Origin of the sequence: uncultured Aggregatibacter sp., from assembly GCF_901873365.1 — a bacterium.
Taxonomy (GTDB): Bacteria; Pseudomonadota; Gammaproteobacteria; order Enterobacterales; family Pasteurellaceae; genus Aggregatibacter.
The window spans coordinates 1-19,595 of sequence record NZ_CABFLM010000054.1 but is presented as its reverse complement, the minus strand read 5'-3'; the positions used below and the strand labels follow the sequence as shown (position 1 = coordinate 19,595).

The following is a 19,595-nucleotide window of genomic DNA, read 5'->3' as shown; positions in this document are numbered from 1 at the left end:
AGATTCTTTGCGACATTCAAACTCACCATACAATATGCTATGATGCGCGCCAATTTTTATGTAAAAGATCGTAATAAACACAAAATGAATGAAAAAATAGTTAACCCGAACGTGCAATTTCTCACCATAAGCGATGATGAAGCAGGTCAGCGATTGGATAATTTTCTCCTTGCGCGCTTAAAAGGGGTGCCTAAAAGCCTGATTTATCGCATTGTACGCAAAGGCGAAGTGCGGGTGAATAAAGGCAGAAGTAAGCCGGAATATAAATTACAAGCCGAGGATGTGGTACGAATTCCACCGGTACGTGTGGCAGAAAATGCACAAGACATCGTTTCTCATAAACTCACCAAAGTCGCTCAATTAGAACAACACATTATTTTTGAAGACAATTACTTATTAGTGCTTAATAAGCCTTCCGGTATTGCCGTACATGGGGGAAGTGGGCTTGATTTTGGCGTGATTGAAGCATTACGCGCACTTCGTCCGGAGGCGCGTTTCTTGGAATTGGTTCATCGTTTGGATCGCGATACTTCGGGGATTTTATTGGTAGCGAAAAAGCGTTCTGCGTTGCGTCATTTACATGAACAGTTGCGTGAAAAAACGATCCAAAAGGATTATTTGGCGCTAGTGCGCGGTCAGTGGCAATCACACTGTAAAGTGGTGCAGGCACCGCTGTTGAAAAATGAGCTGTCGAGCGGCGAGCGCATTGTGAAAGTCAGTGAGCAAGGTAAACCGTCGGAAACCCGTTTTTCTGTAGAAGAGCGTTATGTTAATGCCACGTTGGTTAAAGCGTCACCGGTCACCGGGCGAACTCATCAAATCCGCGTGCATACCCAATACGCAGGCCATCCCATTGCATTAGATAGCAAATATGGCGACAAAGTATTCGATCAACAAATGGCCGAATTAGGTTTGAATCGTTTATTTTTGCATGCTTATTCTATTCGTTTTGAACATCCGCATAGCGGTGAAACGTTGCGTTTGACAGCGCAGTTGGATGAGAAAATGAAAGGGATCTTAAAACGGTTGCGAGAGATGAAGTAAAGTGCGGTGGATTTTCCGTGCTTTTTGAAAATACTGAAAAAACTGACCGCACTTTTGCCGTGTTGATCACATTTCTCAAATAAAAACGGCGAAAAAATTGACCGCACTTTCCCCTTTATCTTTAAGCGTTGTAGAATCAATCTTATCCCATCAACGTCGAGGATAGGCTATGAAACGTGTGACGCTTCTTTTGAATAGAACCTTACTGGCCAGTAGCATGGTATTGCTCACGGCGTGCCATTCCATCCTTTATCAACCCGCGAAAACCCTCAGCCAAATTGACCCGGAAAAGGGGTACCGTTTAGAAAAGACCATGCAACAAGCGCTGGAAAAAGAAAATTTAGTGATTGTCACTTTTTCCGGTGGTGGCTCACGGGCGGTGTCTTTGGGATATGGCGTGTTAGAACAGTTTCAGCAGGCAACAGTACGCCCAACGGAAAGGGGCGATACGTTATTACAAAATATTGATGTGGTGTATGGCGTGTCCGGCGGTTCGGTGTTGGCGGCCTATTTGGCGTTAGAAGGGCAAGAAACGATCCCCAAATTTAAGGAGTTTTTTCTCAAGAAAGATTTCCAAAAAAAAGTCATTAATGAAGTGTTTTCTTTGAGCAATGTGCCTCGGCTTACTTCGCCGCAATTCGGGCGTAGCGATTTATTGCAAGAGCAACTGAATTTGGCGTTATATAACGGAAAGACGTTTGCCGATTTGGCACGGAAACGTAAAGGACCGTTTGCGGTAATTAACGCCACAGATATGACGGCAGGACAGAAAGTGTCGTTTACGCAAGACTTCTTTGATTGGCTTTGCGTGGATTTGAATGATATTGAAATTGCGCGTGCGGTGGCGGCATCCAGTGCGGTGCCGTTGATTTTTTCACCAATCACCTTGAATAATCATGCCGGTCTTTGCCACGCAGAAAGCAAAAAAGCGTTTCTTATGCAAACCCAGCCGGGCAATCACTTGTTATTGAACAATTTTAATGCCATGCAAAAGCGCTTAGCGCGTTATCAAGATAGTGTAGAACAACCTTATTTGCATTTAGTGGATGGCGGTTTAACGGATAATTTAGGATTGGCCAGTTTGTTGGATATGTCGAATTTGCTCAGTGTACGCAAACTTTATGCCGAATTGAAGAAATCCGCTTTGCGCCATGTGGTTGTGGTCAGTGTGAATGCACAAAATGAACGAACCAGCCATATCGACAAATCGGCGGATGTGCCGGGCGTGAGAGAAGTGGTCGATACGGTGATCAATGTGCCGATTGATAAGGCGACGGAATCGACCGTGCAATATTCACAAAAATTTGCGAATCAATGGAACGCTTATGCTAAACGTCAAAGAGATGCCAAGATTAAGGTTTATTTTGTGAATGTGAGTTTGAAAGATTTGCCGGAAGGACAATTGAAAAAAGAAGTGTTAAATATCGGAACGTCTTTTTACCTACCGGAATCTGACGTGGATAAGTTGCGTGAAGCCGCGAAGATTTTGTTAATGCAATCGAAAGAGTATCATGCCGCACTAAAAGCATTACAGTAGTGAAATCAGCAATATCAGATTGGGGTTTGTTATCGGCAAAGTGCGGTAGATGTTGAGGGTAAATGGCACGCCCTAAAGGATTCGAACCTTTGACCCACGCCTTAGAAGGGCGTTGCTCTATCCAGCTGAGCTAAGGGCGCATTGTAAAAGGAACAGTAAAGAAGTAGAGAGAGTGGTCGGCGAGATAGGATTTGAACCTACGACCCACTGGTCCCAAACCAGTTGCGCTACCAAACTGCGCTACTCGCCGAAAAGATGTGTAGCATTATAGTTTTCTTTCTTATTCAGTCAATAAGTTTTTTTTATTTTGCCATTGAATGCCTAAATTTATTGCAATTCAGCTTACATAAAAGGGGCTTTTCTGACAAAATAGCAAACGTTTGTATTTTCTTTTTCATCGGAGACGCCAATGACCGCTCAAATTATTTCCGGAACGCAATTAGCCAGTCAAATTAAATCGAATGTGGCTCAACAAATTTCACAGTATGTCGCTCAGGGAAAAAGAGCACCGGGCTTAGCTGTGATTTTAGTGGGGGCGGATCCTGCCTCACAAGTGTATGTGGGCAGTAAACGGAAAAGCTGTGCTGAAATCGGCATCACGTCAAAATCTTACGATTTACCAGAAACTACAACGGAACAGGCGTTGTTGGAACTGATTAAAGAATTGAATCAAGATAATACAGTCGATGGTATTTTAGTGCAGTTGCCGTTGCCAAAACACATTGATAGCACCAAAGTGATTGAGCAAATTTCTCCGGAAAAAGATGTGGACGGTTTTCATCCTTATAATGTTGGGCGTTTGTGCCAACGCATTCCCACATTGCGCGCTTGTACTCCTTACGGCGTGATGAAATTATTGGAAACCACCGGTATTTCTTTCTATGGCAAACACGCAGTCATTGTGGGCGCCTCTAATATTGTCGGTCGTCCGATGGCACTTGAATTGCTGTTAGCCGGTTGCACCGTGACCGTAACACACCGTTTCACCGAAGATTTGGCGAGCCATATTCGTCAAGCGGATATTTTAGTGGTGGCGGTGGGCAAACCGAAATTCATTAAAGGTGAATGGATTAAAGAAGGCGCGGTAGTGGTGGATGTGGGCATTAACCGCCTTGAGGGCAAACTTGTGGGCGATGTGGAATTTGATATTGCCGCACAGCGTGCGTCCTATATTACTCCGGTGCCGGGGGGCGTAGGCCCGATGACAGTGGCGATGTTGATGCAAAACACGCTTTCCGCTTATGAAAAACAACAGGGTGACGCAGCATAGCGTTTCCTTAAAAAAGACATAAAAAATCCACCGCACTTTAAATCGATTTTACATCGGAAGTGCGGTGGATTTTTTCATTGTTTATTTTAGGCTGTCAACTGTACCAAAATACGACGAATCGGCTCTGCCGCACCCCATAATAATTGGTCGCCCACGCTGAACGCCGCGAGGTATTCCGGCCCCATATTGAGTTTGCGTAAACGGCCGACCGGAACGCTTAATGTGCCGGTCACTTTGGTCGGTGTTAATTCGTGCAATGTGGTTTCTTTGTCATTTGGAATCACTTTCACCCATTCGTTGTGAGACGCTAAAATTTGCTCGATTTCCGCTAACGGAATATCACGTTTTAATTTAATGGTGAAGGCTTGGCTGTGGCAGCGTAAAGCACCGATACGCACGCATAAGCCATCAACCGGAATCGGGTTGTCGCTTAAGCCAAGAATTTTGTTGGTTTCTGCGTAACCTTTCCACTCTTCTTTGGTTTGTCCGTTTTCCCAAAGCTTATCAATCCATGGAATCAAGCTGCCGGCCAATGGTGCGCCGAAGTTATCAATTGGGAAATCGCTGTCACGCATTTTTGCTGTTACGGCGCGTTCAATATCTAAAATAGAAGAATGCGGTTGTGCCAATAACGCTTTGACTTCGCCATTGAGTTCCCCCATTTGTACCAACAACTCACGCATATTTTTAGCGCCGGCACCACTCGCGGCTTGGTAAGTCGCCACGGAAATCCATTCCACTAAATCCTGTTTAAATAGCCCGCCTAACGCCATTAACATCAAGCTTACCGTGCAGTTACCGCCCACATAGGTTTTCACGCCGTTTTTCAAGCCCTCGCTAATCACGTGTTGGTTTACCGGATCTAAGACGATGATGGCATCTTTTTCCATACGCAATGCAGACGCTGCATCTACCCAATAGCCATCCCAACCGGCCGCTTTTAATTTTGGATACACGTCGTTAGTGTAATCACCGCCTTGGCAAGTGACGATAATGTCTAATTTTTTCAATTCGTTAATATCAAACGCATCTTTTAATGTGCCTGCGTCTTTACCGGCAAATGTCGGTGCGGCTTGACCGGCTTGAGAGGTGGTAAAGAAAACCGGATTAATGTTCGCAAAATCATTTTCTTGCTGCATACGTTCCATTAAAACGGAACCCACCATTCCGCGCCAACCGATAAAACCCACGTTTTTCATAAATGTATCCTTTATTAGAGAAAATTTGAGGGATTAATTAATAGCAAGAGATGGCGCGTTAAGGCAAGTCTTTTTCCAATCTTTTTTTTATTTTTGAACATCATCAAAAAACAGACCGCACTTTTTGACAGGTGAGCTGTGATATTCACGCACCACGTGAAAGTGATCGCGTGTGTGCTATAATCCCCAAATATTTATTTTTTTATTTGTTTAAGGATACACATGCAATTTTCTAAAATGCACGGACTCGGCAATGATTTTATGGTGGTGGATGCGGTTACGCAGAACGTTTATTTTCCCGCCGACACCATTAAACGTTTAGCTGATCGTCATCGTGGCATTGGTTTTGATCAGCTGTTGGTGGTAGAGCCGCCTTATGATCCCGAATTGGATTTTCATTATCGTATTTTTAATGCAGATGGCAGTGAAGTGGCGCAATGTGGTAATGGTGCTCGTTGTTTTGCCCGTTTTGTGACGCTCAAAGGCCTAACCAACAAAAAAGATATCGCCGTCAGTACACAAAACGGCAAAATGGTGTTGACCGTCAAAGAAGACGACAATGTGCGTGTGAACATGGGCGAACCCATTTGGGAGCCGAATAAAATTCCGTTTACCGCCAATAAATTCGAGAAAAATTATATTCTGCGCACGGAAATTCAAACGGTACTCTGTGGCGCGGTATCCATGGGCAATCCACATTGTGTGGTGCAGGTGGACGATATTCACACCGCCAACGTGGCGCAGCTCGGACCATTACTTGAAAACCATGAGCGTTTTCCGGAACGGGTGAATGCTGGTTTTATGCAGGTGGTGAACCGCAAACATATTAAATTACGCGTACATGAGCGTGGCGCGGGCGAAACCCAAGCCTGCGGTAGCGGTGCTTGTGCGGCAGTCGCTGTGGGGATTATACAAGGCGTATTGGATAATGAAGTGCAGGTGGATTTGCCTGGCGGCAGTTTGCTGATTGAATGGCAAGGCGAAGGGCATCCGCTGTATATGACCGGTAGCGCCACCCACGTCTATGACGGTGTGATTTATCTCTAATTTTCGATCATCTGCGATGCAAAACGAACTGCAAAAATACCTGACTTACTTGCGCATTGAACGTCAAGTGAGTCCTCATACGCTGACCAACTATCAACATCAGTTGGTGCGCGTTATCGCCATTTTGCAGGACGCCGGAATTCAACAATGGCAACAAGTCACACCAAGTGTCGTGCGCTATGTGTTGGCACAAAGCAGTAAACAGGATGGCTTAAAAGAAAAAAGCTTGGCGTTACGCCTTTCTGCGTTGCGCCGCTTTTTGAGTTATTTGGTGTATCAAGGGCAGCTCAAGGTGAATCCGGCCGTGGGCGTTTCCGCGCCTAAGCAACCCAAACATTTACCCAAAAACATCGATAGGGATCAAATTCAGCTATTACTTGCTAATGACAGCAAAGAGCCCATTGATATCCGCGATCGCGCCATGATTGAATTGTTTTACAGCTCCGGTTTGCGTTTGTCGGAATTGCAAGGATTGAACTTAAACAGCATTAATCTTCGCGTGCGTGAAGTAAGGGTGATTGGTAAAGGGAACAAAGAGCGCATTGTGCCACTGGGACGTTATGCTTCCCACGCCATTCAACAATGGCTCAAAGTGCGGTTGTTATTTAACCCAAAAGACGATGCGTTATTTGTCAGTCAGTTGGGGAATCGCATGTCCACGCGCACGATTCAAATGCGCTTGGAACGCTGGGGCATTCGACAAGGGGTGAATAGCCATTTGAATCCGCATAAACTCCGCCACTCTTTTGCCACCCATATGTTGGAAGCCAGTTCGGATTTACGCGCGGTGCAAGAATTGCTCGGACACAGTCATTTATCAACAACGCAAATTTATACACATTTAAATTTTCAACATTTAGCCGACGTGTATGATGCGGCGCATCCGCGAGCCAAACGGAAAAAATAAGAAAAAATACGATGATTTTTTACCGCACTTTCAGTGCGACTTAATGGATTTTCACCAATGAAGACAACTCAAAAATCTCTCCCTTTGTTACAAATCCACTGCCTCAATAAACATTTCGGGCAGACGCATGTGCTACGTGATATTTCCCTTGAATTGCACAGTGGCGAAATCTTGTTTTTACTCGGTGCTTCCGGTTGTGGAAAAACGACTTTGCTACGTGCTATTGCCGGTTTTGAACAACCTGATAACGGTGAAATTTACCTAAAAGAGCGGTTGATTTTTGGCGTAAATTGCAATATTCCACCGCAACAGCGTCGGCTAGGCTATGTGGTGCAAGAAGGTGTGTTATTTCCACACTTGAATGTGTATCGCAATATTGCTTACGGGTTGGGCGATGGCAAAGGTCGTTCCCCGGAAGAACGACAACGTATTGACGAAGTGATGGCGCTTACCGGCATTTGTGCGCTCGCCGACCGTTTCCCACACCAACTTTCCGGTGGGCAACAACAACGTGTCGCCTTGGCACGCGCCATTGCGCCAAATCCTGAACTGATTTTATTAGACGAACCTTTTAGTGCCTTAGATGAACATCTGCGCCAACAAATCCGTCATGATATGTTGCAAGCACTCCGCCAAAGTGGTACTTCCGCCATTTTCGTCACCCATGATCGAGACGAGGCCTTGCGTTATGCCGATAAAATCGCTGTGTTGCAAAATGGAGAAATCTTACAAATTGCCAACCCGCGTACGCTTTATTGGTCGCCAAAACACCTTTCCACTGCCACCTTTATCGGCGAAAGCATTGTGTTGCCGGCAACCTTAAATTCACCTTCAACGGCGCATTGCCAATTAGGTGACATTGCCGTCATAGACAAAAGCCAAGGGCAACAAAGCGGCACGCTACTTCTCCGTCCGGAACAATTCTGCTTGTCAAAAACACCGCAAAATCCGACCGCACTTTTTAACGCCATCGTCCGCCACGTGGAATTCAAAGGCAAAATTACGGCGATTCGACTTGAAATAAACGGGTTCGACATTGAGTTAGAGGAACACCATGGAATTGAGTTGTGTGTAGGAGATAAGGTTGACGTTTATTTATATGGCACGGGCTTGTTTTATGGGGAATAAGTGTTGGCTTTATGGCGGTTGCAATTTACGTTGTAGGTAAAAAAAGCGCTATTCATGAGCACATGAGTTAAAAAGTGCGGTTCATTTCAAACATAACGCTATCTCAAATGCGCTTCCAATAATGCCCTTAATTCATCTCCATCATGACAACGTTTTACAATCTCAAATAAATCCGTTGCTTCTTTATATTCACATTTCAAATACTGCAGCCATTGCTTAATGCGTGCCACGTGGTAAAAACCACTGTCGTGACAATTTTCTAATGTGGCGTATTTGCGCAAAATCGGCAGGATTTCAGACCAGTTTAACGGCGCATCGTTATGTTTTAGCACACGGCTTAAATTGGGGATATTGAGTGCTCCACGACCAACCATTAAATCTTCACAGCCAGTCATTTCTAAGCATCGTTGCCCATCTTCCCAACGCCAAATTTCACCGTTGGCGATCACTGGAATATGGAGTTTTTGGCGGATTTCACCAATTTTTTGCCAGTTGATACGATCAGCGCGATAACCATCCGCTTTGGTGCGGCCGTGAATCGCAATTTCAGTGGCGCCACCTTGTTGCACCGCATCCGCAATGTCAAAAGCAAAGTCGGTGGAATCCCAGCCTAAGCGCACTTTGACACTCACTGCCTGTTCTTGCGGTACGGCTTGACGAATGGCTTTGGTGGCTTGATAGATAAGTTCCGGTTGTTTTAACAAAGAAGCGCCACCGTTGCTGCCGTTGACGGTTTTTGACGGGCAGCCACAATTTAAATCAACGCCGTGGGAACCTAATTGAATGGCAAGTTCGGCATTTTCCGCCAGCCATTGAGGATGTTGTCCGAGCAGTTGCACACGTACCGGCGTACCGCTTGGCGTGTAGCCCTGTTGGCGTAATTCAGGGCAAAGACGATAAAAGACTTTTGGTGGGAGGCGTTGATCCACCACGCGGACAAATTCGGAAATGCACAAATCGTAATCGTTCACTTCCGTTAATAATTGACGTACGAGAGGATCAAGCACGCCCTGCATCGGGGCTAAAATGACGCGCAAAGGTTATTTCCAGCCTTTGGCTTTGCAAATCAAGTCGTATGCGGCTTGAATTTGCTGGGTTTTCTCTTTCGCCATTTCCATCATTTCCGGCGGCAACCCTTTTGCCACTAATTTATCCGGATGATTTTCATTCATTAAACGACGATAGGCACGTTTCACTGTGGGTTGATCGTCTGTCGCGCTAACCCCAAGCACTTGATAAGCATCGTTTAAGGTTGGGCCGGAAGAGGATTGAGATTGCTGTTGATAGCCGCCTTGGGAGCCGGAATGTTGCTCGTAGTAGCCGCCTTGTTGGTAGAAACCGCCACGCGCAAAATGACGCGCCGCCATTTCCATCGCCAACATTTGCTCAAATTGAACACGAGATAAGCCCAGTTCTTCAGCAACAATAAACAGCACCTCTTTTTCATTGTCATGTAAATGATCGTCAGAAAAGGCCGCTTGAATTTGCACGGATAAAAATGCCCGCAATAAATCCGCACGTTGTCCGCAACCAAGACGAAATTCACGAATCACCTGACGAATCGGGAAATCTGTCTGTTTGCCACGATTAAATGCCTCTTGCGCTAAACGACGACCGGCATCGTCCAGTTGCATTTGGTCCATTAAATGGGTTGCTAACAGAATGTCATTCTCCGTCACGCGTCCTTTGGCTTTGCTTAAATGCCCCAACACCGCAAAGGTGGTTTGCATAAACAACAGTTGACGGGTGGTTTTCGTTTTGAAGAAAGAAGAATTGACTGTGCCCAGTTCATACAGTTTTTTGTCTGCAAGATGACCGAGAAACACACCAGCTAACATGCCAAAGAAACCGCCCAATCGAAAGCCGATTAAGGCACCTAAAAATTTCCCAATAAAATTCATTGTCGCTCCGTTAGGGTCAAAAAAGTGCGGTGGATTTTCTCAGCAAATTGAAAAACGCGTGGAAAAACAACCGCACTTTCGCTTTATTTAATGCCGTATTGCTCACGATAAGCGCGCATTGCCGGTAAATATTGTTGGTATTCCGGTTGAGTTTCAATGAACGCCATCAAATCGGCAAAATCAATGATAGATAACACGTCGCATTGGTAATCGCGCTCGACTTCTTGAATCGCAGACAGCTCGCCATTGCCACGTTCTTGACGATTCAAGGCAATCAATACCGCGCTTAATTGCGCTTCATTGGCTTGAATAATTTGCATGGATTCACGAATTGCCGTGCCGGCAGTGATCACATCATCCACCAACAACACCTTGCCACGCAACGGACTGCCGATTAAATTGCCACCCTCGCCGTGATCTTTGGTTTCTTTGCGGTTAAAGCATACCGGTTTGTTAATGTGAAAACGGTTGAATAACGCAATAGATACCGCAGTGGCAATGGGAATGCCTTTGTACGCCGGGCCAAAAATTATGTCGTATTGCAAACCTGCATCTTGTAAGGCTGCCGCATAAAATTCACCTAAACGGGCAAGATCGGCGCCTTGATTAAACAAACCGGCGTTAAAGAAATAAGGGCTCACACGGCCGGATTTCAAGGTGAACTCACCAAATTTTAAAACCTGACGGGCAAGGGCGAATTCAATAAACTGTTGTTTATAGTTTTCCATCTTCCTATCCTTATTCTGCCAATGCCGCACGTTGGGTTTGGAAAATGATCTCGCAGCCTTGTTTGGCGAGATCTAATAAGGTTAATAATTCCTCGTGGCTGAACGGTTCGCCTTCTGCGGTACCTTGTACTTCAATCATACGGCCGTCTTCCATCATCACCACGTTCATGTCTGTTTCTGCGGCAGAATCTTCCACGTATTCCAAATCGCATACCGCTTCGCCGTTTACGATGCCGACAGAAATCGCCGCTACCAAGCCTTTTAATGGATTTTTGCTTAATGTGCCGTTTGCCACCAAGCCGTTCAACGCATCGCATAACGCCACGCAAGCGCCGGTAATGGAAGCGGTGCGTGTGCCGCCGTCCGCTTGGATCACATCACAATCTAAGGTCACACAACGCTCACCAAGGGCTTCTAAATCAACCATAGCGCGCAAAGAGCGGGCAATTAAACGCTGAATTTCCAAAGTACGTCCGCCTTGCTTGCCTTTTGCCGCTTCACGTTGCATACGGCTGTGGGTTGAACGTGGCAACATGCCGTATTCCGCTGTGACCCAACCTTGTCCCTGTCCTTTTAAAAAGCGCGGCACGCCATCTTCCACGGTGGCAGTACACAACACTTTAGTATCGCCAAACTCCACCAGCACGGAACCTTCCGCGTGTTTGGTGTAATGACGGGTGATTTTAATCGGGCGGGTTTGGTTGTTGGCACGTTGATTCGGACGCATGAAAAATTCCTCGTTAAGCAATAAAAAAATCGCGCCATTTTAGCACGCAAACTGACAGAAACGAAATTTGGCAGTACAATAGAACGCAAATTTTAGCGCCTAAAAATGAAGGAATTATTATGATTTATAGCATGACGGCATTCGCCAGTTTAGAAATCAAAAAAGACTGGGGAAACGCAGTTTGGGAAATCCGTTCGGTCAATCAACGTTATTTAGAAACCTTTTTCCGCCTGCCGGAACAATTCCGCAGTTTAGAAAACACCTTACGCGAAACCCTGCGTCAAAAACTCACTCGTGGCAAAATCGAATGTACCCTGCGTATTGATAACAAAAAGCAAGCCGCAACGGAATTGCACATTAATCAAGAACTCGCCACGCAAGTATTGCAATCTTTGCAATGGCTGAAACAGCAAGCGGGCGAAGGCGACTTCAATTTAACCGATGTGTTGCGTTATCCCGGCGTAGTGGAAGTGCCGGAACAGGATGTGGATTTAATCAGCCAAGATCTATTGGTGGCCTTTGAGCAAGTGGTCGAGGAATTTATCGCTATGCGTCAACGAGAAGGGGAGAAAATCCATACGTTGCTGACACAACGCCTTGAAGCCATCAATGAAGAACAGCAAAAAGTGCGGTCCAAAATGCCGGAGATTTTACAATGGCAACGCGAGCGCATGTTGCAACGCTTTGAAGAAGTGCAACTGCAACCGGATCCACAACGTTTAGAGCAAGAGCTGATTATGTTGGCACAACGCATTGATGTCGCCGAAGAATTAGATCGTTTGCAATTACACGTCAAAGAAACGCAAAACATTCTGCGCAAAGGCGGTGCAGTGGGACGCAAGTTGGATTTCATGATGCAAGAACTCAATCGCGAATCCAACACCTTGGCATCCAAATCCATCAATGTCGATGTAACTAATTCCGCCATTGAGCTGAAAGTGTTAATTGAGCAAATGCGCGAACAAATTCAAAATCTTGAGTAATTGATTGATATTTTAAAGGAAAGTACGATGGCCTATTCCCTTTTAACGGCACAACAGGACGACATTATTTGCCCGTTAGAACACTACACGCTGATTGAAATTGCGGGCACGGATGCGGAGAAATATTTACAGGGACAACTCACTTGTGATGTGACTAAGCTAGCAGCCGGTGAATCCACTCTTACCGCCCATTGCGATCCGAAAGGCAAAATGAGCGCGCTGTTCCGTTTAATTCGTCAAGATGAACAGACCTTTTATATGCTGTTAAAAAGTGCGTTATTGCCATCGGCGCTGGATCAACTGAAAAAATATGCGGTGTTTTCCAAAGTCACTTTTACTTCGTTAGATTGGCAAATTCTCGGCGTAGCCGGCACAAAAGGCATCGAAAAGTGCGGTCAATTTTCTGTGCAAATTCGCATTGATGTAAATGGCCAACAGCCGCGGGTGATTTTACTCAACCCGACCCGCTTAGCCCTCGAACCTACCGTTGAAGCAGAAGCTTGGGATTTATTGGATATTCAAGATGGCGTGCCTGGTTTAGCGGCAGCGACCCAACTAGAATTTATTCCGCAAGCGTTAAACCTGCAAAGTATCGAACAGGCAATTTCCTTCCAAAAGGGCTGTTACATCGGGCAAGAAACCGTGGCGCGCGCCAAATATCGTGGCGCCAATAAACGCGCTTTATTTATTTTCGCAGCACAAACACAAAGTCTGCCGGACATCGGTTCTGCATTGGAAATGTCACTCGGCGATAACTGGCGCGCCACGGGCACAATCATAAGTGCGGTCAATTTTCACGGTATTTTATGGTTGCAGGCGGTGTTAAATACGCCGTTGGAAGAAGGTCAGACATTCCGCTTGCCGAACTGCCAAACCTTGCTTGACATGCAACCCTTGCCTTATGCGTTAAGCTGATGAAAGTCGGATTGGTATTGGAAGGCGGCGCCATGCGCGGGATGTTCACCGCCGGCGTGTTGGATGTCTTCTTGGATGAGCAGATTCACATTGACGGCATTGTCAGCGTGTCCGCCGGGGCATTGTTCGGTGTAAATTTTCCTTCGAAACAAAAAGGCCGTGTACTGCGCTACAACAAAAAATACCTCAACGATAAACGCTACATGGGCTGGCACAGCCTGTTCACCACAGGCAATATCGTCAACAAAGACTTCGCCTTCTATCAATTGCCTTTTGAATTGGACGTGTTCGATCAAGAAGCATTCGCCCGCTCCGGCATCGACTTCTACACGGTGTTAACCAACGTGGAAAGCGGCGAAGCGGAATATGTAAAAATCCACGATGCCTTTGAGCAAATGGAAACCCTGCGTGCCACCTCCGCCATGCCTTTCGTGTCAAAAATGGTGGAAATCGATGGCAAAAAATATTTAGACGGCGGCATTGCGGACAGTATTCCGTTACGTTTCTGTCAACAGTTGGGCTACGATAAAATCATCGTCATTCTCACCCGCCCATTGGATTACCGCAAAACGCCGACCAATTCGCTGATTTTTAATGCATTTTATCGCCGTTACCCCAAACTGGTCGAACGCCTGACCAACCGCTATGTCGACTATAACCGAGCAGTGGAAGACGTCATTCGTCTTAACGAACAAGGCGAAATCTTTGTCATTCGCCCTTCTGTCACTCTGCCTATTCGCCGTATTGAAAAGGACATCGCCAAAGTGCAGGCAATGTATGATTTAGGCGTGGCGGATGCAAAAATGGCGATACCGATGCTAAAACAGTATTTATCAGAGGTGTTTTAGAAGATAACACTTGCGGAAAGTCTTATCTTTTAGTAGAATTCACGGGCTTTAATTATAGAAGCCGTTTAATGTAATCATTTATTAAACGAGTATTACAATAGGTAATACTGACAATGTTTCCGATTTGGAGACTATATAACAGGTAGCTTGCACCTCCTTTTCTTGTTGTTTTGATGTAAGAATTGTGATGGTGTTAGTTTTTTTATTAGCTAAATTTATTGGAGCTCTGGTCTCATGCAGAACCAAAGAATCCGTATCCGCCTTAAAGCGTTTGATCATCGTTTGATCGATCAATCCACAGCGGAGATCGTTGAAACAGCTAAACGTACCGGTGCGCAAGTGCGTGGTCCGATTCCTTTACCAACTCGTAAAGAGCGTTTCACAGTATTGATTTCTCCACACGTAAACAAAGATGCGCGTGATCAATATGAAATCCGTACTCACAAACGTTTAGTTGATATTGTTGAGCCAACAGAAAAAACTGTTGATGCTTTAATGCGTTTAGACTTGGCTGCCGGCGTTGACGTGCAGATCAGCCTAGGTTAATTAAGAGGTTATTACAATGATTGGTTTAGTCGGTCGTAAAGTCGGTATGACCCGTATCTTCAATGAAGATGGCGTGTCTGTACCGGTTACCGTTATCGAAATCGAAGCCAACCGCGTAACTCAAGTTAAAACTCTTGAAAACGATGGCTATACTGCAGTTCAAGTTACCACTGGCTCTAAAAAAGCAAGTCGTGTAACGAAGCCTGAAGCGGGTCATTTCGTGAAAGCCGGTGTTGAAGCTGGTCGCGGTTTATGGGAATTTCGTACTGAAGGTGAAGAATTCACTTTAGGTCAAGAAATTAACGTTGACATCTTCGCAGATGTTAAAAAAGTTGATGTTACCGGTACTTCTAAAGGTAAAGGTTTCCAAGGTGGTGTTAAACGTTGGAACTTCCGTACTCAAGATGCTACCCACGGTAACTCTTTATCACATCGTGTTCTCGGTTCTATTGGTCAAAACCAAACCCCGGGTCGTGTGTTTAAAGGTAAAAAAATGGCAGGACACTTAGGTAATGAACGTGTAACCGTTCAATCCCTTGAAGTTGTTCGTGTAGATGCTGAGCGTAAATTGCTATTAGTAAAAGGTGCCGTTCCGGGTGCTACTGGTAGCGATGTTATCGTTAAGCCGGCAGTTAAAGCATAGGTCTAGGAGATAGAGATGGAATTACAAGTTGTTGGTGCTAATGCACTCACTGTTTCTGAAACTACCTTCGGCCGTGAGTTTAACGAAGCGTTGATTCACCAAGTTGTTGTTGCTTATGCAGCAGGTGCTCGTCAAGGCTCTCGTGCACAAAAAACTCGTGCTGAAGTGTCCGGTTCAGGTAAAAAACCTTGGCGTCAAAAAGGTACAGGTCGTGCTCGTTCCGGTGATATCAAATCACCAATTTGGCGTTCTGGTGGTGTGACTTTCGCAGCGAAACCACAAGATCACAGCCAAAAAGTGAACAAGAAAATGTACCGCGGTGCAATCAAGAGCATTCTTTCCGAGCTTGTTCGTCAAGATCGTTTAGTTGTTGTTGATAAATTTGAAATTGATGCACCAAAAACCAAAGTATTAGTACAAAAATTAAAAGAATTAGCACTTGAAGATGTGTTAATCATCACAGCAAGTTTAGATGAAAATCTGTTCTTGGCAGCACGTAACTTATACAAAGTAGATGTTCGTGATGCTCAAGGTATTGATCCGGTAAGTTTAATTGCTTTCGATAAAGTAGTTGTAACTGTGGATGCTGTGAAGCAAATTGAGGAGATGTTAGCATGAGTCAAGAACGTTTGCTAAAAGTGCTTAAAGCACCACATGTCTCTGAGAAAGCAACAAATAACGCTGAGAAGTCAAACACGATCGTTTTCAAAGTCGCTTTAGATGCAAATAAAGTAGAAATTGCTAATGCAGTAGAGCAACTTTTTGAAGTGAAAGTGGATTCCGTTCGTACCGTTGTGGTGAAAGGTAAAACTAAACGCCGTGGTGCTAAGATGGGACGTCGCAGTGACTGGAAAAAAGCTTATGTTACACTTCAAGAAGGACAATCTTTGGACTTCGTTGAAGGCGCAGCAGAGTAATTACGGAGGAGTAGAAGATAATGGCTATCGTTAAATGTAAGCCGACCTCCGCTGGTCGTCGTCATGTTGTTAAAGTTGTTAACCATGAATTGCACAAAGGTAAACCTTTCGCTGCGCTTTTAGATACTAAATCTAAAACTGGTGGTCGTAACAACTATGGTCGTATTACTACTCGTCACATCGGTGGCGGTCACAAACAACACTATCGTTTAATTGATTTTAAACGTAATAAATTAGACATTCCTGGTGTTGTTGAACGTTTAGAATACGATCCGAATCGTTCTGCAAATATTGCTTTAGTGCTTTATAAAGACGGTGAACGTCGTTATATCTTAGCACCAAAAGGTTTGGCTGCAGGTGATCAAATCCAAGCGGGTGCACATGCGCCAATTAAAGTTGGTAACTCATTACCAATGCGTAATATCCCGGTTGGTTCTACCGTACATAACGTTGAATTAAAACCAGGCAAGGGCGGTCAAATTGCTCGTTCAGCCGGTGCTTATGTACAGATCATTGCCCGTGAAGGTAACTATGTGACTTTACGTCTCCGTTCTGGCGAGATGCGTAAAGTATTAGCTGAATGTTCTGCCACCATTGGTGAAGTAGGCAACTCAGAGCATATGCTTCGCGTATTGGGTAAAGCCGGTGCTAACCGCTGGAGAGGTGTACGCCCTACAGTTCGTGGTACTGCAATGAACCCAGTAGATCACCCGCACGGTGGTGGTGAAGGTCGTAACTTTGGTAAACACCCAGTAACACCTTGGGGCGTTCAAACTAAAGGTAAGAAAACTCGCCATAACAAACGTACTGATAAATATATCGTACGTCGTCGTGGTAAATAATTTTAATTAAATAAGAGGATAAGCCATGCCACGTTCTCTCAAGAAAGGTCCTTTCCTTGACCTACACTTGTTGAAGAAGGTAGAGAAGGCGGTGGAAAGCGGGGATAAAAAACCAATTAAAACTTGGTCCCGTCGTTCAATGATCATTCCATCAATGATTGGATTGACCATCGCAGTCCATAATGGTCGTCAGCATGTTCCTGTTTATGTTTCTGATGAAATGATCGGTCATAAATTAGGCGAATTTGCACCGACTCGTACTTACCGCGGTCACGCTGCGGACAAGAAAGCTAAGAAGTAAGGGGTAAAAGATGGAAACTATTGCAAAACATCGTTACGCTCGCACTTCAGCGCAAAAAGCTCGCTTAGTTGCGGATTTAATCCGTGGCAAGAAAGTTGCTCAAGCTCTAGAAATTCTTACTTACACGAATAAAAAAGCATCTGCTTTAGTGAAGAAAGTTCTTGAGTCAGCGATTGCTAATGCTGAGCACAATGACGGTGCAGATATCGATGATCTTAAAGTTGCGAAGATTTTCGTAGATGAAGGTCCAAGCATGAAACGTGTTATGCCACGTGCTAAAGGTCGTGCAGATCGTATTTTAAAACGTACAAGCCACATTACTGTGGTTGTGTCAGATCGTTAATCGTAGAGGAATAACAATGGGTCAAAAAGTACATCCACATGGTATTCGCCTAGGTATTGTAAAACCTTGGAGCTCTACTTGGTTTGCGAATACACAAGACTTCGCTGACAATCTTGAAGGCGATTTCAAAGTACGTCAATTCTTAAACAAAGAATTAGCGAATGCTTCCGTTTCACGTATCACTATTGAACGTCCAGCGAAAAGTATTCGTGTAACTATTCACACAGCTCGCCCGGGTATCGTTATTGGTAAAAAAGGCGAAGATGTTGAAAAATTACGCAACGCAGTAGCGAAAATCGCAGGCGTTCCAGCGCAAATCAACATTGCTGAAGTGAAAAAACCTGAATTAGATGCAAAATTAGTTGCAGACAGTATCGCTTCACAATTAGAACGTCGTGTTATGTTCCGTCGTGCTATGAAGAAAGCGGTACAAAACGCAATGCGTTTAGGCGCTAAAGGTATTAAAGTTGAAGTTAGCGGACGTTTGGGCGGTGCTGAAATTGCTCGTTCTGAATGGTATCGTGAAGGTCGTGTACCTCTACATACATTACGTGCGGACATCGACTATAACACTGCAGAAGCTCATACTACATACGGCGTAATCGGCGTTAAAGTATGGATCTTCAAAGGTGAGATTCTTGGTGGAATGGCTGCGCTAGCGCAACCGGAACAACAACCTGCCGACAAGCCTAAAAAGGCTCCGCGCGGTAAAGGTCGTAAGTAAGGAGAATCGCTAAATGTTGCAACCAAAACGTACAAAATTCCGTAAAGTTCACAAAGGCCGTAACCGTGGTATCGCGGGCGGTACAGAAGTTAGCTTCGGTACTTTCGGTTTAAAAGCAGTTGGTCGTGGTCGTTTAACTGCGCGTCAAATTGAAGCCGCTCGTCGTGCGATGACACGTGCAGTAAAACGTCAAGGTAAAATCTGGATTCGTGTATTCCCAGATAAACCAATTACTGAAAAACCACTAGAAGTCCGTATGGGTAAAGGTAAAGGTAACGTTGAGTACTGGGTAGCCTTAATCCAACCGGGTAAAGTTCTCTATGAAATGGATGGTGTGTCTGAAGAGATCGCAAGAGAGGCATTTGCTTTAGCAGCTGCTAAATTGCCAATTAAGACCACTTTCGTAACTAAGACGGTGATGTAATGAAAGCTCAAGAACTACGTACAAAAAGTGTTGAAGAGCTGAATGCTGAATTGGTTAACTTGTTAGGTGAGCAATTCAAGTTGCGTATGCAAGCAGCCACCGGTCAGCTTCAACAAACCCATCAGTTAAAACAAGTGCGTCGTAGTATTGCACAAATTAAAACTGTTCTAACCGAAAAGGCGGGTGAGTAATGACTGATAAAATTCGTAGCGTGCAAGGTCGTGTAGTAAGTGACAAGATGGAGAAATCTTTCGTTGTTGCTATTGAACGCAAGGTTAAACACCCACTTTATGGTAAGTTTATCCGTCGCACAACTAAACTACATGTGCACGATGAAAATAACGAAGCTAAATTAGGTGATTTAGTAGAAGTTCGTGAATGTCGTCCGATTTCTAAAACTAAATCATGGACTTTAGTTCGTGTTGTTGAGAAAGCAGTGATTGCTTAATTAACAATAGAAAGTAATAAAATAAAAGCCAATAGTGTAAAGCTGTTGGCTTTTTTATTTTTAAAGTGCGGTTAAAATTTAATAAATTTTAACCGCACTTTTTTTCACTAAGCTAATTTCGCAAAGAAGTATACTTCTTTTAGGTGTTATTGACATAACACCTAAAACAATAT

25 protein-coding genes and 2 tRNA genes are annotated in these 19,595 nt (G+C 44.7%); 20 read left to right on the top strand and 7 right to left on the bottom strand.

The window, feature by feature from the left end; translation table 11 throughout:
• Positions 1–84: 84 nt before the first annotated feature.
• Positions 85–1,044 (top strand): 23S rRNA pseudouridine(955/2504/2580) synthase RluC, encoded by a 960-nt coding sequence (gene rluC / locus QZ106_RS03930; RefSeq protein WP_295974531.1) that lies wholly within the window; start codon positions 85–87, stop codon positions 1,042–1,044.
• 169 nt (positions 1,045–1,213) lie between these two features.
• The gene (locus tag QZ106_RS03925) at positions 1,214–2,581 is read left to right on the top strand and encodes a patatin-like phospholipase family protein (protein ID WP_295974511.1); all 1,368 of its coding nucleotides are present in this window, start codon (positions 1,214–1,216) and stop codon (positions 2,579–2,581) included.
• 63 nt (positions 2,582–2,644) lie between these two features.
• On the opposite strand, the gene QZ106_RS03920 is transcribed toward QZ106_RS03925, so the two are convergent.
• Both QZ106_RS03920 and QZ106_RS03915 read right to left on the bottom strand, forming a co-directional pair.
• A tRNA-Arg gene (locus QZ106_RS03920) sits at positions 2,645–2,721 on the bottom strand.
• A gap of 33 nt (positions 2,722–2,754) precedes the next feature.
• Positions 2,755–2,831: transfer RNA gene (locus QZ106_RS03915), tRNA-Pro, on the bottom strand.
• A 159-nt stretch (positions 2,832–2,990) separates the two neighbouring features.
• Here QZ106_RS03915 and folD point away from each other — a divergent pair.
• Positions 2,991–3,851 carry a bifunctional methylenetetrahydrofolate dehydrogenase/methenyltetrahydrofolate cyclohydrolase FolD gene (gene folD / locus QZ106_RS03910; protein WP_295974509.1) on the top strand — a complete coding sequence of 287 codons (861 nt, stop codon included), beginning with the start codon at positions 2,991–2,993 and terminating at the stop codon, positions 3,849–3,851.
• An 86-nt stretch (positions 3,852–3,937) separates the two neighbouring features.
• Here folD and asd read toward each other — a convergent pair whose 3' ends face one another.
• Positions 3,938–5,050 (bottom strand): aspartate-semialdehyde dehydrogenase, encoded by a 1,113-nt coding sequence (gene asd, locus QZ106_RS03905; protein WP_295974508.1) that lies wholly within the window; start codon positions 5,048–5,050, stop codon positions 3,938–3,940.
• 222 nt (positions 5,051–5,272) lie between these two features.
• Between asd and dapF the strand changes: the two genes are divergently transcribed.
• The 3 genes from dapF to QZ106_RS03890 are packed head-to-tail and all read left to right on the top strand — an operon-like array spanning position 5,273 to position 8,132.
• The gene (gene dapF / locus QZ106_RS03900; protein ID WP_295974505.1) at positions 5,273–6,097 is read left to right on the top strand and encodes a diaminopimelate epimerase; all 825 of its coding nucleotides are present in this window, start codon (positions 5,273–5,275) and stop codon (positions 6,095–6,097) included.
• A 16-nt stretch (positions 6,098–6,113) separates the two neighbouring features.
• Entirely contained in the window at positions 6,114–7,004 is an 891-nt protein-coding gene (gene xerC, locus QZ106_RS03895; RefSeq protein ID WP_295974503.1) for a tyrosine recombinase XerC, read from the top strand.
• Between the two features lie 57 nt (positions 7,005–7,061).
• Positions 7,062–8,132 carry an ABC transporter ATP-binding protein gene (locus tag QZ106_RS03890; protein ID WP_295974501.1) on the top strand — a complete coding sequence of 357 codons (1,071 nt, stop codon included), beginning with the start codon at positions 7,062–7,064 and terminating at the stop codon, positions 8,130–8,132.
• Positions 8,133–8,230: 98 nt separating this feature from the next.
• On the opposite strand, the gene dusC is transcribed toward QZ106_RS03890, so the two are convergent.
• The 4 genes from dusC to rph all read right to left on the bottom strand — a co-directional run bounded on the left by dusC (position 8,231) and on the right by rph (position 11,488).
• On the bottom strand, positions 8,231–9,169 hold the full coding sequence (gene dusC / locus QZ106_RS03885; RefSeq protein ID WP_295974499.1) for a tRNA dihydrouridine(16) synthase DusC: 939 nt from the start codon (positions 9,167–9,169) through the stop codon (positions 8,231–8,233).
• A gap of 3 nt (positions 9,170–9,172) precedes the next feature.
• The gene (gene djlA, locus QZ106_RS03880; RefSeq protein ID WP_295974496.1) at positions 9,173–10,033 is read right to left on the bottom strand and encodes a co-chaperone DjlA; all 861 of its coding nucleotides are present in this window, start codon (positions 10,031–10,033) and stop codon (positions 9,173–9,175) included.
• 83 nt (positions 10,034–10,116) lie between these two features.
• Entirely contained in the window at positions 10,117–10,761 is a 645-nt protein-coding gene (pyrE, locus tag QZ106_RS03875; protein WP_295974494.1) for an orotate phosphoribosyltransferase, read from the bottom strand.
• A 10-nt stretch (positions 10,762–10,771) separates the two neighbouring features.
• Complete coding sequence (gene rph, locus QZ106_RS03870; protein WP_295974492.1) at positions 10,772–11,488, bottom strand: ribonuclease PH; 717 nt, start codon at positions 11,486–11,488, stop codon at positions 10,772–10,774.
• Positions 11,489–11,607: 119 nt separating this feature from the next.
• On the opposite strand from rph, the gene QZ106_RS03865 reads away from it, so the two are divergent.
• From QZ106_RS03865 to rpsQ, 14 genes are all read left to right on the top strand, one after another.
• Positions 11,608–12,471 (top strand): YicC/YloC family endoribonuclease, encoded by an 864-nt coding sequence (locus QZ106_RS03865; RefSeq protein WP_295974489.1) that lies wholly within the window; start codon positions 11,608–11,610, stop codon positions 12,469–12,471.
• 27 nt (positions 12,472–12,498) lie between these two features.
• Positions 12,499–13,386 (top strand): folate-binding protein YgfZ, encoded by an 888-nt coding sequence (locus QZ106_RS03860; protein ID WP_295974485.1) that lies wholly within the window; start codon positions 12,499–12,501, stop codon positions 13,384–13,386.
• Positions 13,386–14,234, top strand: coding sequence for a patatin family protein (locus QZ106_RS03855; RefSeq protein ID WP_295974482.1), 849 nt, complete (start codon positions 13,386–13,388; stop codon positions 14,232–14,234). The genes QZ106_RS03860 and QZ106_RS03855 overlap by 1 nt, the downstream gene beginning before the upstream one ends.
• A gap of 234 nt (positions 14,235–14,468) precedes the next feature.
• On the top strand, positions 14,469–14,780 hold the full coding sequence (gene rpsJ, locus QZ106_RS03850; protein ID WP_001181005.1) for a 30S ribosomal protein S10: 312 nt from the start codon (positions 14,469–14,471) through the stop codon (positions 14,778–14,780).
• 16 nt (positions 14,781–14,796) lie between these two features.
• Entirely contained in the window at positions 14,797–15,423 is a 627-nt protein-coding gene (rplC, locus tag QZ106_RS03845) for a 50S ribosomal protein L3 (protein WP_005545484.1), read from the top strand.
• Between the two features lie 15 nt (positions 15,424–15,438).
• Positions 15,439–16,041, top strand: a complete 603-nt coding sequence (gene rplD, locus QZ106_RS03840; RefSeq protein WP_005556240.1) for a 50S ribosomal protein L4 — start codon at positions 15,439–15,441, stop codon at positions 16,039–16,041.
• Positions 16,038–16,340, top strand: coding sequence for a 50S ribosomal protein L23 (gene rplW, locus QZ106_RS03835; RefSeq protein ID WP_005701885.1), 303 nt, complete (start codon positions 16,038–16,040; stop codon positions 16,338–16,340). The genes rplD and rplW overlap by 4 nt, the downstream gene beginning before the upstream one ends.
• Positions 16,341–16,360: 20 nt before the next feature.
• The gene (gene rplB / locus QZ106_RS03830) at positions 16,361–17,182 is read left to right on the top strand and encodes a 50S ribosomal protein L2 (RefSeq protein ID WP_021615553.1); all 822 of its coding nucleotides are present in this window, start codon (positions 16,361–16,363) and stop codon (positions 17,180–17,182) included.
• Between the two features lie 25 nt (positions 17,183–17,207).
• Positions 17,208–17,483: a 30S ribosomal protein S19 gene (gene rpsS, locus QZ106_RS03825; protein ID WP_005539416.1), complete on the top strand. Its 276-nt coding sequence runs from the start codon at positions 17,208–17,210 to the stop codon at positions 17,481–17,483.
• Between the two features lie 10 nt (positions 17,484–17,493).
• A complete protein-coding gene (rplV, locus tag QZ106_RS03820; protein ID WP_005539363.1) occupies positions 17,494–17,826 on the top strand; it encodes a 50S ribosomal protein L22 in 333 nt (110 codons plus the stop codon).
• A 16-nt stretch (positions 17,827–17,842) separates the two neighbouring features.
• A complete protein-coding gene (rpsC, locus tag QZ106_RS03815) occupies positions 17,843–18,550 on the top strand; it encodes a 30S ribosomal protein S3 (RefSeq protein WP_005715746.1) in 708 nt (235 codons plus the stop codon).
• Between the two features lie 13 nt (positions 18,551–18,563).
• On the top strand, positions 18,564–18,974 hold the full coding sequence (gene rplP, locus QZ106_RS03810) for a 50S ribosomal protein L16 (protein WP_005715748.1): 411 nt from the start codon (positions 18,564–18,566) through the stop codon (positions 18,972–18,974).
• A complete protein-coding gene (gene rpmC, locus QZ106_RS03805) occupies positions 18,974–19,165 on the top strand; it encodes a 50S ribosomal protein L29 (RefSeq protein WP_005539356.1) in 192 nt (63 codons plus the stop codon). The genes rplP and rpmC overlap by 1 nt, the downstream gene beginning before the upstream one ends.
• Entirely contained in the window at positions 19,165–19,422 is a 258-nt protein-coding gene (rpsQ, locus tag QZ106_RS03800; RefSeq protein WP_005539352.1) for a 30S ribosomal protein S17, read from the top strand. Before rpmC ends, rpsQ begins: the two co-directional genes overlap by 1 nt.
• Positions 19,423–19,595 lie beyond the last annotated feature (173 nt).